The organism is Amycolatopsis orientalis DSM 43388 (assembly GCF_000411975.1).
GTDB lineage: Bacteria > Actinomycetota > Actinomycetes > Mycobacteriales > Pseudonocardiaceae > Amycolatopsis > Amycolatopsis orientalis_D.
On record NZ_ASXG01000064.1, the window covers coordinates 1 to 15,769 of the forward strand.

18 protein-coding genes are annotated in these 15,769 nt (G+C 71.1%); 11 read left to right on the top strand and 7 right to left on the bottom strand.

The genetic code is table 11. From position 1 onward, the window contains the following. Positions 1 to 553 precede the first annotated feature (553 nt). The 3 genes from serB to L942_RS11095 are packed head-to-tail and all read left to right on the top strand — an operon-like array spanning position 554 to position 3,009. A complete protein-coding gene (gene serB, locus L942_RS11085) occupies positions 554 to 1,783 on the top strand; it encodes a phosphoserine phosphatase SerB (protein ID WP_037358476.1) in 1,230 nt (409 codons plus the stop codon). Further along, entirely contained in the window at positions 1,780 to 2,553 is a 774-nt protein-coding gene (locus L942_RS11090; protein WP_037358483.1) for a peptidyl-tRNA hydrolase, read from the top strand. Before serB ends, L942_RS11090 begins: the two co-directional genes overlap by 4 nt. A 51-nt stretch (positions 2,554 to 2,604) precedes the next feature. Beyond that, positions 2,605 to 3,009, top strand: a complete 405-nt coding sequence (locus L942_RS11095) for an OsmC family protein (RefSeq protein WP_037358486.1) — start codon at positions 2,605 to 2,607, stop codon at positions 3,007 to 3,009. A gap of 674 nt (positions 3,010 to 3,683) precedes the next feature. Here L942_RS11095 and L942_RS11100 read toward each other — a convergent pair. From L942_RS11100 to L942_RS11110, 3 genes are all read right to left on the bottom strand, one after another. Next, positions 3,684 to 4,016, bottom strand: coding sequence for a hypothetical protein (locus L942_RS11100; protein ID WP_009082506.1), 333 nt, complete (start codon positions 4,014 to 4,016; stop codon positions 3,684 to 3,686). Between the two features lie 57 nt (positions 4,017 to 4,073). Continuing rightward, positions 4,074 to 6,125 carry an ATP-dependent DNA helicase gene (locus tag L942_RS11105; RefSeq protein WP_037358491.1) on the bottom strand — a complete coding sequence of 684 codons (2,052 nt, stop codon included), beginning with the start codon at positions 6,123 to 6,125 and terminating at the stop codon, positions 4,074 to 4,076. 91 nt (positions 6,126 to 6,216) lie between these two features. Beyond that, positions 6,217 to 6,807, bottom strand: coding sequence for a biotin transporter BioY (locus tag L942_RS11110; protein ID WP_037358601.1), 591 nt, complete (start codon positions 6,805 to 6,807; stop codon positions 6,217 to 6,219). Positions 6,808 to 6,994: 187 nt separating this feature from the next. Between L942_RS11110 and L942_RS11115 the strand changes: the two genes are divergently transcribed. Next, positions 6,995 to 7,651 (top strand): choice-of-anchor P family protein, encoded by a 657-nt coding sequence (locus tag L942_RS11115; protein ID WP_051165879.1) that lies wholly within the window; start codon positions 6,995 to 6,997, stop codon positions 7,649 to 7,651. Between the two features lie 32 nt (positions 7,652 to 7,683). On the opposite strand, the gene L942_RS11120 is transcribed toward L942_RS11115, so the two are convergent. Both L942_RS11120 and L942_RS11125 read right to left on the bottom strand, forming a co-directional pair. Continuing rightward, a complete protein-coding gene (locus tag L942_RS11120) occupies positions 7,684 to 8,259 on the bottom strand; it encodes an isochorismatase family protein (protein WP_037358495.1) in 576 nt (191 codons plus the stop codon). Positions 8,260 to 8,269: 10 nt separating this feature from the next. Then, entirely contained in the window at positions 8,270 to 9,574 is a 1,305-nt protein-coding gene (locus L942_RS11125; protein ID WP_037358497.1) for a nicotinate phosphoribosyltransferase, read from the bottom strand. Between the two features lie 74 nt (positions 9,575 to 9,648). Between L942_RS11125 and clpS the strand changes: the two genes are divergently transcribed. From clpS to L942_RS11140, 3 genes are read left to right on the top strand one after another with little or no spacing between them, the layout of a single operon-like run. Then, on the top strand, positions 9,649 to 9,948 hold the full coding sequence (clpS, locus tag L942_RS11130; protein WP_037358606.1) for an ATP-dependent Clp protease adapter ClpS: 300 nt from the start codon (positions 9,649 to 9,651) through the stop codon (positions 9,946 to 9,948). Continuing rightward, complete coding sequence (locus L942_RS11135; RefSeq protein ID WP_037358499.1) at positions 9,945 to 10,502, top strand: DUF2017 domain-containing protein; 558 nt, start codon at positions 9,945 to 9,947, stop codon at positions 10,500 to 10,502. Before clpS ends, L942_RS11135 begins: the two co-directional genes overlap by 4 nt. Continuing rightward, complete coding sequence (locus L942_RS11140; protein WP_051165880.1) at positions 10,463 to 11,515, top strand: P1 family peptidase; 1,053 nt, start codon at positions 10,463 to 10,465, stop codon at positions 11,513 to 11,515. The genes L942_RS11135 and L942_RS11140 overlap by 40 nt, the downstream gene beginning before the upstream one ends. Here the strand turns inward: L942_RS11140 and L942_RS11145 are convergent. Continuing rightward, positions 11,499 to 11,870 (bottom strand): hypothetical protein, encoded by a 372-nt coding sequence (locus L942_RS11145; protein WP_037358501.1) that lies wholly within the window; start codon positions 11,868 to 11,870, stop codon positions 11,499 to 11,501. The two genes, L942_RS11140 and L942_RS11145, sit on opposite strands and share 17 nt — an antisense overlap. An 81-nt stretch (positions 11,871 to 11,951) precedes the next feature. Here L942_RS11145 and L942_RS11150 point away from each other — a divergent pair, with 81 nt between their 5' ends. From L942_RS11150 to L942_RS11160, 3 genes are all read left to right on the top strand, one after another. Next, entirely contained in the window at positions 11,952 to 12,359 is a 408-nt protein-coding gene (locus L942_RS11150; RefSeq protein ID WP_037358504.1) for a Mov34/MPN/PAD-1 family protein, read from the top strand. Positions 12,360 to 12,424: 65 nt separating this feature from the next. Then, complete coding sequence (locus tag L942_RS11155) at positions 12,425 to 12,703, top strand: MoaD/ThiS family protein (protein WP_009082495.1); 279 nt, start codon at positions 12,425 to 12,427, stop codon at positions 12,701 to 12,703. 4 nt (positions 12,704 to 12,707) lie between these two features. Continuing rightward, on the top strand, positions 12,708 to 13,658 hold the full coding sequence (locus L942_RS11160; protein WP_037358507.1) for a PLP-dependent cysteine synthase family protein: 951 nt from the start codon (positions 12,708 to 12,710) through the stop codon (positions 13,656 to 13,658). Between the two features lie 43 nt (positions 13,659 to 13,701). Here L942_RS11160 and L942_RS11165 read toward each other — a convergent pair whose 3' ends face one another. Beyond that, positions 13,702 to 14,346, bottom strand: coding sequence for a TetR/AcrR family transcriptional regulator (locus L942_RS11165; RefSeq protein WP_037358509.1), 645 nt, complete (start codon positions 14,344 to 14,346; stop codon positions 13,702 to 13,704). A 22-nt stretch (positions 14,347 to 14,368) separates the two neighbouring features. On the opposite strand from L942_RS11165, the gene L942_RS11170 reads away from it, so the two are divergent. Next, entirely contained in the window at positions 14,369 to 15,691 is a 1,323-nt protein-coding gene (locus L942_RS11170) for an MFS transporter (protein WP_037358612.1), read from the top strand. The last annotated feature ends 78 nt before the right edge of the window (positions 15,692 to 15,769 follow it).

The window sequence follows — 15,769 nt, forward strand, 5'->3', positions numbered from 1 at the left end:
GAGCCGGGCTGCGCCGAGCCGCGCCGAGCCGCGCCGCGCTGGCCCGCGCCCCGCCGCGCCGAGCTGCGCTGCGCCGAACCGGGCCGACCCGCGCGCGGTGCCGAGGCCGGGGTCGGGGCCGCGCGCGGGTATTGAGTCTTGGCGCTTGCCGCCGGTTTCGACCGCGCCCGCGCCCGCCCACTGCCCGCGACGTCCGTCTCCCGCCCTCCACGCCTGGCGCTGGCTTGTGCCGGGTCACTTGGCGGTTGTAGCTGGTAGCGGTGCAGATGCCGGGTCGCTTGGGGCTCGTGCCGGGCGGCGGTGCTTGTCCCGAGCTGCACGGCCTTCGCGCCCGGCCGCCGCGCTCGCATCTGGCCCGCGGAGTTCGTGGCTGGCCCGCCTCTCACGACCTATCCCGGCCACGCCTCGCGCCTCTCGTCGCCCGTTAGTGGTGCCAGCGGTGTGAAGCACGGCACGGGGGCGTTCTGCCCGCCGCCGCCGGAGGCCAGACTGGGCGTGCCGACTCGCCGTGGCCTGAGCGTCGGCGCCGAGACGAACGAGGGATACCGAACCAGTGAGCCAGACTCCCGTCCTCATCACCACGACCGGCCCGGACAAGCCGGGGGTCTCGTCCGTGCTGTTCGCCGTGCTCACCCGGCACGACGTGGACGTGCTCGACATCGAGCAGGTGGTCATCCGAGGGCAGCTGGTGCTCGGCGTGCTCGCCGGCGTCTACCGCGACCCGGAGGGGCTCCAGGAGTCCGTCGAACAGGCGATGGCGACCGTCGGCATGGAGGTCGAGGTCCGGATCGGCGACGCGATCGGCGAGGATCCGTTCGCGCTCGGCCGGCGCGACTCGTCGCACGTGCTCGTCCTGCTGGGCCGCCCGGTGACCGCGCGGGCGTTCTCCGAGGTCGCGCGGCGGCTGGCGGGCGTCGGGGCGAACATCGACTCGATCCGCAGCGTCGCCGACTACCCGGTGACCGGGCTCGAGCTGTACGTCTCGGTGCGCGAAGACACCGAAGAGACCGACGCCGAACTCCGGTCCACGCTGGCCGACGCGGCGTCCGAGGCCAACATCGACGTCGCCGTCGAACGCGCGGGCATCACGCGCCGGGCGAAGCGGCTGGTGGTCTTCGACGTCGATTCCACGCTCGTGCAGGGCGAGGTCATCGAGATGCTCGGCGCGTACGCCGGGGTCGAGGAGCAGGTCCGCGAGATCACCGAGGCCGCGATGCGCGGCGAGCTGAATTTCGCCGAGTCGCTGGAGCGGCGCGTTTCGCTGCTGGCCGGGCTGCCCGCCAGCGTGCTGGACGAGGTCGCGGCGAAACTCGAGCTGACCCCGGGGGCCCGCACGACCGTCCGCACGCTCAAGCGCATGGGGTTCCGCTGCGGCGTCGTGTCCGGCGGGTTTACCCAGGTCATCGACCATCTCGTGGACGACCTCGGCCTCGACTTCGCGGCGGCCAACGAACTGGAGGTCGTGGACGGCAAGCTCACCGGACGCGTGGTCGGCGACATCGTGGACCGCGCGGGCAAGGCGACCGCGCTGCGCCGGTTCGCCGGGGAGTACGGGATCCCGCTGGGCGCGTGCGTCGCGGTCGGCGACGGGGCCAACGACATCGACATGCTGGCCGCGGCTGGCATGGGCGTCGCGTTCAACGCCAAGCCCGCGCTGCGGGAGGTCGCCGACACCGCGCTCTCGCACCCGTATCTCGACGCGGTGCTGTTCGTCCTCGGCGTCACGCGCGCCGAGGTCGAGGCGGCGGACGCGGCCGACGGCCTCGAACTGGTCCGCCCGTGAACCCTCTGCTCGAACCGCTGCGCAGCCGGTACGCCTCGTGGCTCGGCCTGCCCGCCGAGGACACCTCGGACACGTCCGACGAGAACCCGGACGAGGTCCGCGCGATGCCGATCATCCTGCGGATCGAACGCGCCGAACCGCCCGGCCGCACCGCGCTGCTCGAAGCGGCGGCCGCGGCGGCGCTGGCGGTCTGCCTGGACGAACGCGCTCAGCCGGGCGGCGACTGGGCCGAGCCGGTTCACGCGTGGCTCGACAACCGCATCCGCAAGGTCGCGCGCCGGGCTCGCGGCGCGCACTGGCAGGCGGTGCTCGACCAGCCGGGAATCACCGTCGAGGTCGACGGCGCACAGGCGCGGGCCCTCGTGCCCGGGCTGGTCAAGGAGACTCCGAAGGACGTCGCGCGCTTGCAGATCTCCGGCAGCGAACTGCCCGCCGACACCCCCGGCCCGGCCCCGGCCGACGTCCCGCTGCTGATGCTGAACCCGGACGTCCCGATGACCGTCGGCAAGGCGTCCGCGCAGGTCGGGCACGCCACGATGATCCTCGCGTCGCTGCTGCCGGACGACGAACTGGCGGCGTGGGCGGCGAAGGACTACCGGGTCGCGGTCCGCACGCCCAGCCCGGCCCGGTGGAAGGAACTGTGCCCGCTCGAGGACCCGGAGGCGGGCTGGCGCGACCACCGCGTCGTCGCTGTCCGCGACGCGGGATTCACCGAGGTCGACCCCGGCACGATCACCGTGCTCGCGCAGCAGCCCGGAACATCGGCGTGACCCGCGCGGTTGGGCCAATGCAGTGACCCGACGGGTGGAAAGGCGTCTCGGATGACCTTGGAAGTACAGCGCGAAGGCACGCACGCCTTCGTCGGCCGCAACGAGCGCGGCGCGGAAGTGCGGTTGGGCCGGGCTGGTGCGGAGGGCGCGTTCTCCCCGGCGGAACTCCTGCAGATCGCCGCTGCGGGCTGCTCCGCAGTGACGGCCGAGCAGCTGATCACGCGGCGGGTCGGAGAGGACTCGAAATTCCGGGTCTCGGTGACCGCCGACCGACGCGAAGGAGCATCTGAGCTGGACGCGGTGCACGTCGCGTTCGACGTCGACGTCTCGTCGCTCGACGACGACCAGCGAGCGGCCCTGGCAGGCGCGGTGGACCGGGCGATCGAGCGGCTGTGCACGGTGAGCCGGACGCTGAAGAAGGCCATTCCGGTGACGGAGACCTTCCCGACGGCTTAAGACACGGCGGGTTCTCGCGCTGAGGGTGCGGGGCCTACGCGGTGGTGGAGCGAGGTGCGCTGCTGGGCGACGGTGGCAGCGGTTCTTGGCGCGGTCGGGTCAACGGGCGTGGTGGGCGGTTTTGCCGGGGTGGTCGGGAGTAATCGTAGGAGCGGGCGGCCGCAGTGGTGGGCTGGCTGCGCGACGTCTGCCGCAGGTGTTCACCAGGGTCGTCGAGAGCTGTCGGAGCGAGCGGCTGCCGTGGCGGGGTTGCTGAGCGGCGTTTGCTGACGGGGTTTCGCTAGGGCGGTTGCGAGCCGGGGCGGCCAGTCGCACTGATGGGGGCGTTGAGCAGCGTTTGCGGTAGGTGGTCGAGAGCTGTCGGAGGAGCGGGCGGATGCGGTCGAGCGCCACTGAGCGGCGTTGGCGGCAGGAGGTTTCCGCAGCGCCCGATCTGCCGCGCACAAGCGGCGGCCGTGGCGGAGGGGCCGGTGAACCGTGGATGGATTTGCGGCGTGGTTTCCAGGCCCGCCGTCGCAGGCTGGCGGCTGAGCTGCAGCGCCGAGCAGTCCCGTGCCAAGTCACCGCGGCAAAGGCCCTCACTGCACACCCGGAACCGCCAGCGACGCAGCCCATTGCCCAGCAAAGACTTCAGCAGCTCTCAGCGAAAGCGGCGAACCCCGAAGCGCAGCGGTTCAGCTTTGCCACACCACGTACGCCTGGTCGGCGTCCGTGGTCATCGCCTCGATGAACTTCTCATTGTCGAAACCCGGCAAGGTCTGCAGGCGTTCGATGAGGGCGTCCGCGGCCGGGTCGCCGCTCGGGACCGCGGTGCCTTTGCCGTCGTTGCCGACCAGCATGAAGAAGACGTCTTCGTTCCAGGGGCCGTCGGGGATGACTCTCACCATGACGGATTGCAGCTCCGACCACGTCACAGCCTCTTCGCTGCCATCGGCGAGCCGGCGCCGCACCCCGGTGTCGTCAACACTGACGGTCCGGGATTGTGCGCTGGACGAATCCTGGGTCAACGGTGCTCCCTGTCGTGTTCGTTCCGCTCACCGTACCCGCCTGTCCGGTGCGCTCGGTCAGGCGGGCGCGGCCGCGTCGAGTCGTTTCAGCGCGGCGCGCGCGACCTGCGGATCTGTGGTCGGCCAGAACGGCGGCAACGACGCGCGCAGGAAACCGCCGTAGCGTGCGGTGGCCAGCCGGGAGTCCAGGACCGCCACTACGCCGCGGTCGGTGACCGAGCGGTGCAGGCGTCCGGTGCCTTGCGCCAGCAGCAGCGCCGCGTGCGTCGCGGCGACGGTGAGGAATCCGTTGCCGCCTCGGGCTTCCACCGCGCGTTGGCGAGCTGACGACACCGGATCGTCCGGACGCGGGAACGGGATCCGGTCCACCACCACGAGCTGCAGCGACGGCCCGGGCACGTCCACGCCTTGCCACAGCGTGAGCGTGCCGAACAGGCAGGTGCGGGCGTCTTCGGCGAACTGCCGCACCAGCAACGGCGTGGCGTCGTCGCCCTGGCAGAGGATCGGGTAGTCGAGCCGTTCCCGCATCGCCTCCGCGGCCTGTTTCGCCGCGCGCATCGAGGAGAACAGGCCCAGGGTGCGGCCGCCGGCGGCTTCGACCAGTCCGGCCAGTTCGTCCATTGTGGACTCGGCCAGCCCGTCGCGGCCCGGCGGCGGCAGGTGTTTCGCCAGGTACAGAATGCCGTTGCGGCGGTGGTCGAACGGCGAGCCGACGTCCAGTCCGGTCCACTTCGGGCCGGTTTCCTCGTCCGAGGGCGCTTCCTTGTCGGTGGCCGTGCCCGGCGACTTCACCACGCGCGCGCCGCTCGGCGGGAGACCCCATTGCCGTGCCATCGTGTCGAATTCGCCGCCGAGGGTGAGCGTCGCGGAGGTCAGCACGGTGGTGTTCTGGTTGAACACCCGTTCCCGCAACAGCCCGGCGACCCCGAGCGGAGCGACCTTCAACGCGGGCGGCCGCGGGTTCGCCGAGTACTTGTCGCCGGTCACCCACACCACGTCGCGTTGGTGCGCCAGGTCCTCGTCGTACGCCTCGAGCAGCCGCACCGCGGTGTCGTGCACTTCTTCGAGCAGCGACCGGGCCAGCTTGCGCGCGGTGGCCTCGCCGACGTCTTCCTTGCGATCCGAGCCCAGCGCGGTGAGGCATTCCTTCGCCGCGTCGCGCACCGCCGGGATCGCGCCCTGCAACGGCCGGGGCAGCGCGTCGAGCCTTCCGGCGGGAATGTCGTCGAGGATCAGCGCGAGCCCGTCGGACGACTCCAGCAGCCGGTCCGCGATGCCCGCGTCGATCAGCTTTCCGCAGCGGCGCGCGGCGGCCGACACCATGGCGCTGGTGAGTTCGCCGGTCGCGACCGAGGTGACCCGGTCGACCAGGTCGTGCGCCTCGTCGATGATCACCAGGTCGTGCTCCGGGAGCACCTGGTAGCCCTGCAGCGCGTCGATGGCCAGCAGCGCGTGGTTGGTGACCACGACATCGGCTTTGCCCGCCTCGGCTCGCGCGCGTTCGGCGAAACAGTCGGTGCCGACCGGGCATTTCGCGGCCCCGAGGCATTCCCTCGCGGTCACCGAAACCTGCCGCCACGCCTGGTCGGACACGCCGGGCACCAGTTCGTCGCGGTCGCCGGTTTCGGTGTCGGACACCCACTCGTGCAGCCGCGTGACTTCCTTGCCCAGCCGGGACACCGCGAACGGGTCGAACAGCTGCGCGTCCTCGGGCTCGTCGGCCGGACCGGTGTCGAGCCGGTGCAGGCACAGGTAGTTGCGGCGGCCCTTGAGGATCGCGAAGGTCGGTTCGCGCCCGAGCGGCTTCTTCAGCGCCTTCGCCAGGCGCGGGAGGTCGCGGTCGACCAGCTGGCGCTGCAACGCGATGGTGGCGGTGGAGACGACGACGGTGGTGTCTTTCTCCACCGCGTGCCGGATCGCGGGCACCAGGTAGGCCAGCGATTTGCCGGTGCCCGTCCCCGCTTGCACGGCGAGGTGCTCGCCGGTGCGGATGGCATGGCCGACGGCGTCGGCCATCTTCACCTGGCCGGGGCGTTCAGCGCCGCCGACAGACTCCACCGCGTGAGTGAGGAGTTCGAGGACGCCGGGGAAATCGGTTCGGGCGGGCACAGCGAGACACGATAGCCGCCAGGTCCGACAGGATCTTCGATCCGGCGCGAACGGACCCCTCGCGCCGGACCGAAGCTCCCGGAGGTACGGCTCAGTCTTCCTTGCGGAACCGCGAAACCGCGGTCCACGCGAGCGGCAGCACGCCGGCCGCGACCACCGTCTTCAGCACGTCACCCAGGAGAAACGGCGTGACGCCCTTGTCGAACGCGGTGGCGAGGTCGAATCCGGTGGCGGCCATCAGCCACGGCACGCCGAACGCGTAGATCACGGCGTTGCCGAGCACCATGGTCCCCGCCATGCGCAGCGGAGTGCGGTCGCCGCCGCGGCGGGCGAGCGCGCCCACGAGCGCGCCGGCGAACACGAACCCGACGATGTAGCCGGCCGAGGCGCCGGACAGCCCGGAGGTGCCGCCCTGGAACCACGGCACGCCGGCCGCGCCGACGAGCAAGTACAGCAGCAGCGAAGCGGCGCCGCGGCGCATGCCGAGCGTCGCGCCGACGAGCAGCGCGGCGAAAGTCTGGCCGGTCATCGGCACCGGCGTTCCCGGGAGCGGGATGATCAGCTGCGCGGCCGCGCCGGTGAGCACGGCGCCGCCGGCGACGAGCGCCAGGTCGCGCACCAGAGTGCCGGGCACGAGGTCGGCCAGCACCTGACGGCGGGCCGGGAGAGACAGTGACGACACGGGACCTCCAACCACGGAAAACGGACGTCCGGGCAGGTTATCGTCGAGCGAGGCGACGGAACGGGACAAGTTGCGTTCCTCACCACCCCTGTCTTGCGCCACACGTCCGGGTGAGCCGCGACCGTCGACGTTTGGGACCCCCGCCGCGCTGCCGATGTCGAAGCACGGGCGAAGGGAGACAGGTCGAATGCGCGGACGGATCCTGCTGGTCACCGGGGTTCTCCTGGCGGCGGCGCCGGCGGCGGCGCACGCCGATCCGCCGACGTCCACCGGCTGGGGTTCCGCGGGCAGCCTCGACGTTCTGGTGGACCGCGAACACGTCGTCACCGGCGAACTGGCCCGCTGCGACGCCGACGGACCGGCTTCCGCGCGCACCGCCGGCGGCGCGGCGGGCGACGTCGCGGTGTTCGGCTTCGGCGGCACCGCCTGCGAGCGGAAGGGCCCGGTCGCCGAGGTCAAGGCCGGCGGGCAGCGGTTCGAATCCGACCTGCTCACCCGGTACGGCGGGCCGGAGCTGAAGGTCCGCACCTACTCGGCCGGCTGCGCCACCACGACGGATTCGGGCAGCACCGGGTCGATGTCGATCGGCGAGGTCTCCGGCTTCACCGTGCCGTCGTCGATCCCGGCGAACTACCGCATCACCATCCCCGGCGGCGCGGCGGGCACGGCGCTGGCCACGATCACGCTGAACGAGACCGTGACGCCGCAGCCCGCCGACGGCAGCCTGGTCACGCACGCGGTGCACGTGAAGCTGTTCCCGCAAGGCGGTCCGGCGAGCGGGGACATCTACCTCGGCACCGCGGCGTGCAATCCGTACGGCAAGGGCGGCGCGCCAGCCTCGTGAGCGGCAGAGCCGGTTCTAACCGGCGTAAACACTCACGAGGGCGGCAAGGCGGGCGTGCCGGTGTAGCGCACGCCTGCCTCGTCGAAGTCCTTCAGCGTCGCGTCCACCGTCGGCTGCGAACCGCCGACGGTCAGGTCCAGCAACACGTGCACGGCGAACCCGGCCCGCGCGGCGTCCAGGGCGGTCGCGCGCACGCAGAAGTCGGTCGCGATGCCGACCACGTCGACGTCGGTCACCTCGTGCCCGCGAAGCCATTCCTCCAGCGTCTTGCCATCGCCGGACTTGCCTTCGAAACCGGAGTACGCGGCGCTGTACTCGCCCTTCGAGAACACCGCCTCGAACGGCACCACGTCCAGTTCCGAGTGGAACGACGCCCCCGCCGTGCCCGCGACGCAGTGCGGCGGCCAGCTGGTGTTGAAGTCGGGCGTGTCGCTGAAGTGGTCGCCCGGGTCGATGTGGTGGTCGCGGGTGGCGACGATGTGCGCGTAGCCGCCCTCGGCCATCCGCTGCGAGATGGCCGTCGCGGCGGCCGCTCCGCCCGGCAGGCCGAGCGAGCCTCCCTCGCAGAAGTCGTTCTGCACATCCACCACGATCAGCGCGGTTGTCATGGTCCGCTCCCTACAGAAAAGTCGTCGGCATCGCGGGCTCGCCGTGCGAGAGCTTGAGGCCCTCCCACGGCAGGCTCACCTGCGCGCGCCGCAGCCGGGCGCGCGCGTCGTCCAGCGTGGGCAGATCATCCACCGGCACGCCGCCGCGCACCAGGGGGATCTGCAGCTCGAGATCGTTCTCGCCGGGTTCCGGGCGGCCGCTCGCGGCGGTCCAGACCACCTCTTCGACCGCGGTCCCGGTGCTGCGGTGCCGGCGCAGCGCGTGCTTGCGCCCGCCGCGGGATTCCTTGTGCGCACTGCGTTTCGCGACCGGCCTGCCGTCGACCTCGACCAGCTTGTACACCATCCCGGCGGTCGGCGCGCCGGATCCGGTTACCACCGAGGTGCCGACGCCGTAAGCGTCCACCGGCTCCGCGCGCAGCGCCGCGATCGCGTGCTCGTCGAGGTCGCCGGACACCACGATGCGGGTGTCTTTCGCGCCGAGCGCGTCGAGCTGGTCGCGGGCTTTGCGGGCGAGCGGGCCGACGTCGCCGGAGTCGATCCGGATCGCGCCCAGTTCCGGCCCGGCGACGCGCACAGCCGCCTCGATGCCGGCGGTGATGTCGTAGGTGTCCACCAGGAGAGTGGTGTCCGGGCCCATCTTGCTGACCTGGGCGCGGAACGCGGCTTCCTCGCTGTCGTGCAGCAGCATGAACGCGTGCGCGACCGTGCCGCGGGTCGGGATCCCGTAGCGGCGGCCGGCTTCGAGGTTCGACGTGGTGGCGAATCCGGCCAGGTAGGCGGCGCGCGCGGCGGCGACCGCGGCGTACTCGTGCGTGCGCCGTCCGCCCATCTCGATGATCGGCCTGCCGTGCGCCGCGCCGGACATCCGCGCCGCCGCCGAAGCGATCGCGCTGTCGTGGTTGAGGATCGACAGCACCAGCGTCTCCAGCACCACCGCTTCGGCGAAACTGCCGGTGACGGTGAGGATCGGCGACCCGGGGAAGTACAGGTCGCCTTCGCGGTAGCCGTCGATGTCGCCGCGGAACTCGTAGTCGGCCAGCCACGCCAGCGTTTCCGGGTCGACGACCGCGGTCTGCTCCAGCATGGCCAGTTCGGCGTCGGTGAACCGGAAGTCGGCGATCGCGTCGAGCACGCGCGCGGTGCCCGCGACGACGCCGTACCGGCGGCCGTCGGGTAGCCGGCGCGCGAAGACTTCGAACACGCACGGGCGGTCGGCCGTCCCGTCCGCGAGCGCGCTCGCCAGCATGGTCAGCTCGTAGTGGTCGGTGAGCAGCGCCGTGCTGGCGCTGGTGACCGGCTCGGGGGAACCCATGGGAGCAGCCTATTCACTCACATGGACGGACCTGGCGCGGCGTACCGGGACGGCCCCGTGACACCATGGTGTGCATGTCCACGCCTGTCGCATCCGAACAGACGCAGGTCGATCCACTCGGGGCCGAGCTGGCCGATTCCGACCAGCCCTGGCGGACGATCGTCTGGAACGATCCGGTCAACCTGATGTCGTACGTGACGTACGTCTTCCAGAAGCTGTTCGGCTACAGCCGGGACCACGCCACGAAGCTGATGCTCGACGTGCACAACAAGGGCAGGGCGATCGTGTCGTCCGGTTCGAAGGAAAAAGTGGAGACCGACGTGGCGAAGCTGCACGCGGCGGGCCTGTGGGCGACCATGGAACAGCCCTCGTGAAGGCCTGGCGGCGCAAGGGAGACACCATCCTCGCCGGGTTCGAGCAGCAGGAGGCCGCGGTGCTGCGCGGGCTGGTCGGGCAGCTCGAGGACATGCTCACCGCCCGGGCCGAGGAGGCCCCGCAGGACGAACTGGCCGAGCTGACCGGGATCCGCACCGGGCCTACCGAATCGCCGGACGATCCGGTGCTGTCGCGGCTGCTGCCGGACTTCCACCGGCTCGACCCGGACAACCCGAGCCGCGAGGACCTCGATTCGGCGGCGGCGATGCGGTCGCTGCACGAGCCGGAGCTGCTGGAGAAGAAGGTCGGCGTCGCGAAGATCGTGCTCGACACGCTCCCGCGCGACGGCGGCTCGGTGAAGCTTTCCTTCGAGCAGGCCGACGCCTGGCTCGGCGCGTTGAACGACGTCCGGCTGGCGCTGGGCACGGCGCTCGACGTCACCGAGGACATGCCCGACGAGCTGCCGGACGACGACCCCCGCGCGCCCCATCTCGGTGTCTACCATTGGCTGACATGGGTGCAGGAGACGCTGATCCAGGCGCTGACCGGGTGACCGGCGGGAAGATCACCGACGTTCCCGGCGTGCTCGTGGGCCAGCATCAGCGGCTCGGCGACGGCTGGGCTTCCGGAACCACTGTCGTGCTCGTGCCGGACGGCGCGACCGGCGCGGTCGATCAGCGCGGCGGCGCGCCGGGCACCCGCGAAACCAACCTGCTGGAGCCGGAAAACCTGGTGCAGCAAGTGAATGCGGTCTGTCTGTCCGGCGGAAGCGCGTACGGGCTCGCGGCGGCGGACGGCGTGATGCGGTGGCTGTCTGAGCGGAACCACGGGTTTCCCGTTGGCGCGCAACCATATGAGGTGGTGCCGATCGTGCCCGCCGCGGTGCTGTTCGACCTGCCGCGCAGCGCGTGGGGCAATCGGCCGGACGCCGATTTCGGTTACGCCGCTTGCGAAGCCGCCGGAGAAGCCGTCGCGATGGGTACCGTCGGCGCGGGCACGGGCGCGGTGGTCGGTTCGCTGAAGGGCGGCATCGGCACGGCGAGCGAGGTCGTCGGCGACGTGACTGTCGGTGCCATCGTCGCGGTGAACGCGGCGGGCCAGGCGGTGGATTTCGCGACGGGGCGGGCCTTCGCCGCCGATCACGAGGTGAACGGCGAGTTCGGCGTCCGCTGGCCGGACCGGCCCGGCGAGGTGCCCGATCAGCGCACCGACCTGAACACCACGATCGGGGTGGTGGCGTGCGACGCGGCGCTGACGAAGGCCGAGGCGCGCCGGTTGACGGTGGCCGCGCAGGACGGGTTGGCGCGCGCGGTGCGTCCGGCGCACTCGATGTTCGACGGCGACACCGTGTTCGCGCTGGCGACGGGCGCACAGGAACTGCCGGGGGAGCCCGGTTCGTTCGCGGTGGCGGCGCGAGCGGGCGCGTTGGACGCGTTGTGCTCGGCGGCGGCGAGGGTGTTCGCGCGGGCGATGGTGCACGGTCTGCTGTCCGCGACCTCCGCGGCCGGCGTCCCGGCTTACCGGGACGTGTGGCCGGAGGCGCTGGAACTCAGAACGGGTCCTTAGGGAGCGCGTCCTCGCTCCGTTCCAGGTCGGCGGCGCGCACGACGGCCACGTACTCCTCGTCGATCTCCAGCACCAGGCCGCCGAACGACACCGTCGGCCCGAGCGACGGATGCGTGTCCACCGGGCCCAGCTCAGTGGAGCGCGGCAGCTGCGCCCACACCGAAACGGGCTTCCACCGGCGGAAAGTGCCGCAGGCGAGCACGGTCACGTGCCGATCGGTGACCACGACGAGGAAGTTCCGGTGCGCGGCCATCATCGACACCATCAGCGATGTGGCGGGGAACACGTACTGCACGACGTCCCCCTCGGCCAGCAGGCCACGGCAGCGTTCGCGGATCTTCGAGGACACCGGCATCCGGCAATTGTGCCCTGACCTGCGGATGAGCGGTAGCTCTCACAGTGTGGACTCGTTCGGTCCACGAACTAAGATGTCCGTGTGCTCCGGATCCGCCGTGAACTCGTCGACGAGATCGTCGCCCACGCCCGCCGCGACCACCCCGACGAAGCGTGCGGGGTGGTGGCCGGTCCTGCCGGCTCGGACCGCCCCGAGCGGTTCATCCCGATGCTGAACGCGGCCCGCTCGCCGACGTTCTACGAGTTCGACTCGGGCGACCTGCTCAAGCTCTACCGCGAGATGGAAGCGAACGACGAGGTCCCGGTCGTGATCTACCACTCGCACACCGCTACCGAGGCCTACCCGTCGCGCACCGACGCGAACATCGCGGCCGAACCCGACGCGCACTACGTGCTCGTCTCGACCAGAGAGCCCGATTCGCACGAGTTCCGCTCGTACCGGATCGTGGACGCCGAGATCACCGAGGAGCCGGTCGAGATCCTCGACTGATCCCGGAATAAAGCGCGGCGTCCGATACGTCTGCGTGTGAGGAACCGACCCGGAGGTAGAAAACCATGGCCGTGACCGTGTCCATCCCGACCATCCTGCGCACCCACACCGGCGGCGAGAAGTCCGTCGAGGCGTCGGGCAAGACTGTCCTCGAGATCATCGACGACGTCGAGTCGCGGCACGCCGGGCTCAAGGCGCGCCTGGTCAAGGAGGAGAAGCTGCACCGCTTCATCAACGTCTACGTCAACGACGAGGACGTGCGTTTCTCCGGCGGGCTCGACGCCGAGGTCAAGGACGGCGACACCCTCACCATCCTGCCCGCCGTCGCGGGCGGCGCGCGCTGAACCGATGACCCGCTACGAGTCCCTCCTCGACGCGCTCGGCGGCACGCCGCTGGTCGGACTGCCGCGGCTGTCCCCGACCGACGAGGTGCGGCTGTGGGCGAAGCTCGAGGACCGCAACCCGACCGGCTCGATCAAGGACCGGCCCGCGCTGGCCATGATCGAGGCGGCGGAGCGGGACGGCATCCTGCGCCGCGGGTCCACGATCCTCGAACCGACCTCGGGCAACACCGGGATTTCGCTGGCCATGGCCGCGAAGCTGAAGGGCTACGGCCTGGTGTGCGTGATGCCGGAGAACACCTCGGCCGAACGCAAGCAGCTGCTGCAGGCGTACGGCGCGCGGATCGTGTTCTCCCCGGCCGCGGGCGGCTCGAACGAGGCGGTGCGGCGGGCCAAGGAGCTGGCGAAGCAGAACCCGGACTGGGTGATGCTCTACCAGTACGGCAACCCGGCCAACGCGGACGCGCACTACCGCGGAACCGGCCCGGAGCTGCTGAAGGACCTGCCGACGCTGACGCATTTCGTCGGCGGCCTCGGGACGACCGGGACGCTGGTGGGCGTGGGCCGGTACCTGCACGAGCACAAGCCGGACGTCCAGGTCATCGCGGCGGAGCCCCGGTACGGCGAACTGGTGTACGGCCTGCGGAACCTCGACGAGGGGTTCGTGCCGGAGCTGTACGACGAGAGCGTGCTCAACGGACGCTATTCGGTCGGCGCGTACGACGCTCTCCGGCGGACGCGGGAACTCCTGGAGCACGAGGGCATCTTCGCCGGGATCTCCACCGGCGCGGTGCTGCACGCCGCGCTCGGGGTCGCGGAGAAGGCCGCGGCTCGCGGCGAGAAGGCGGACGTCGCTTTCGTGGTCGCGGACGCCGGCTGGAAGTACCTGTCGACCGGCGCGTACTCCGGGTCGCTGGACGAAGCGGCAGAACGGCTTGACGGTCAGCTCTGGGCCTGACCGGCGGTCCGTGAGGGGAACCCCGCGGGAATCAGGGTTCCCCTCACGGCAGCAATCCGCTGACGAGTGCGCGTACGCCTCGTTCGTAACTGTCTTGTGCGGTAAGGGTTTCCCAGCGCGGCCCGATCTGCGCCAGCGTAGGGAATTCCGTCGCGTCCAGGTCCGCGAAGACGTGCTCGCGGTAGGTGTCGCCGCCCTGGTCCCGCCGCCGCGCGGCCGCCGCGCGTGAACTGATTTCGCCGAGCGTGTAATGCCACACCGCTCGGTAGACCGCCACCGCCGCTTCCATCGGCAGACCGGCTTTTTCCGCCGCCGCAACGATTTTCTCCGGGTACCACAGCCCGCCGACCGACAGCAGGTCGTCGGAGCGCAGCACTTCCACGATCCACGGGCAGTTCGCCAGCCCGTCCCGCATCGCCTTCGCGACCGTCACGATCCGGTCTTCCGGTTCCTCGGGGAGGTTCTCCGGCCGAGGCATCTCGCGCTGCGCGTAGTCGTCCAGCAGCAGCAGAAGCAAGCCTTCTTTGTCGCGCACGTGGTGATACAGCGCCATCGCCGTGCTGCCGACCTCGCGGGCCAGCCGGCGCATGGTCAGCGCGTCGACGCCTTCGGAGCCGATGACCCGGTGGGCGGCGGCCACGATGTCGGCCTTGGAGATCTTCGGCGGTCGGCCGGTGCGCGCGGGCATGCCGCCATGCTACTTTCTATACATGTATAAAAACTACTGGGGGACGGTCGCCGCGCTGGCGTTCGCGGTGGCGGTCGGGACCTTGCAGATGACCGTGGTGGTGCCGTTGCTGCCGCAGCTGCAGGTCAAGCTCGGCGTTCCGCTGAGTTCGGTGTCGTGGGCGCTCACCGCGGGGCTGCTGTCCGGCGCGGTCGCGATTCCGCTGGTCGCGCAGCTCGGCGACCTTTACGGCAGGCGCACGATGTCGCTGGTCGTGCTCGCGCTGCTGGTCGGGGGAGCGGTCCTGGCGGCGGTGGCCGGGTCGCTGCCGTTGCTGGTCGTCGGCCGGATCCTGCAGGGGACGGCCGCGCCGCTGCTGCCGCTGGCGATCGGCCAGGCCCGGAACGTGGTGCCGCCCAGCTCGCTGCCGGCCGCGATCGGCGTGCTGAGCGCGACGATCGGCGCGGGCAGCGGCGGCGGGATGATCCTGGCCGGGCTGGCCGACGGTGATCACCAGCTGGTGTTCTGGGTGCTGGCGGCGCTCGGCGTGGTGGCGTTCGCGCTGGTCGCCGCGGTTCGGGAGGACCGGACGGCCGAGGTCCGGAGCGGTTCGCCGGATCTGCTGGGCGCGGTGCTGGTGTCGGGATGGCTGATCTGCTTGCTGCTGGCGATCAGCAAGGGGTCGGAATGGGGCTGGGCGACTGTCGGGCTGCTCATCGCGGCCGTCGTGCTGGCGTCGCTGTGGGTGGTGACGGCGCGGCGCGCGAAGACGCCGCTGATTGAGATTCCGATGCTGCTGCACCGAAAAACGGTCGGTGCGACGGTGGCGTCCTTCCTGCTGGGCTTCGCGTTGTTCGCCACAATCATGACGCTGTCGGCGTACGCGCAGGGCGTGCTTGGGGCGTCGGTGTTGCAGGTGGGGCTCTATCTCTTGCCGACGACGATCTTGATGCTGGTGGTTTCGGTGCTGGCCGGTGCCTTGATGCGTCGCTTCAGCGCGCCCGCGCTCGTTGCCGGTGGCTCAGCGGTGGTGCTGGTGGCCGCGGGGTGGCTGACGCTGCTGCCCGGAGACGGGCTCGGCCTCTATGCCGTCGCGGCGGTGCTGGGCCTGGGCATCGGGCTGGGTTACGCCGCGTTGGGAACGATGGCGGTCGAGCACGTCGAGCCCGCGAAGACCGCCGCGGCAGGCGGGATCAACGCGCTCGTTCGGGTGGTGGGCAGCAGCCTCGCCGGAGCGGTCGGCGCGGTCGTGCTGTCGGCCGGCGGTCCGGGCTGGAGCTTCGGCGTGGCGGCGATGGCCGCGCTGCTGTCCGCCTTGTTCGCCGCCGCCCACGGAAACCTGCTGCGGAAACCCGCACTGGCCTGAGTGCCGGTCCGTGAAGGACTCCTTGAAGGAATCTAATTCCCTCAAGGAGCCCTTCACGGACCGCTCACCCGGGGGCCA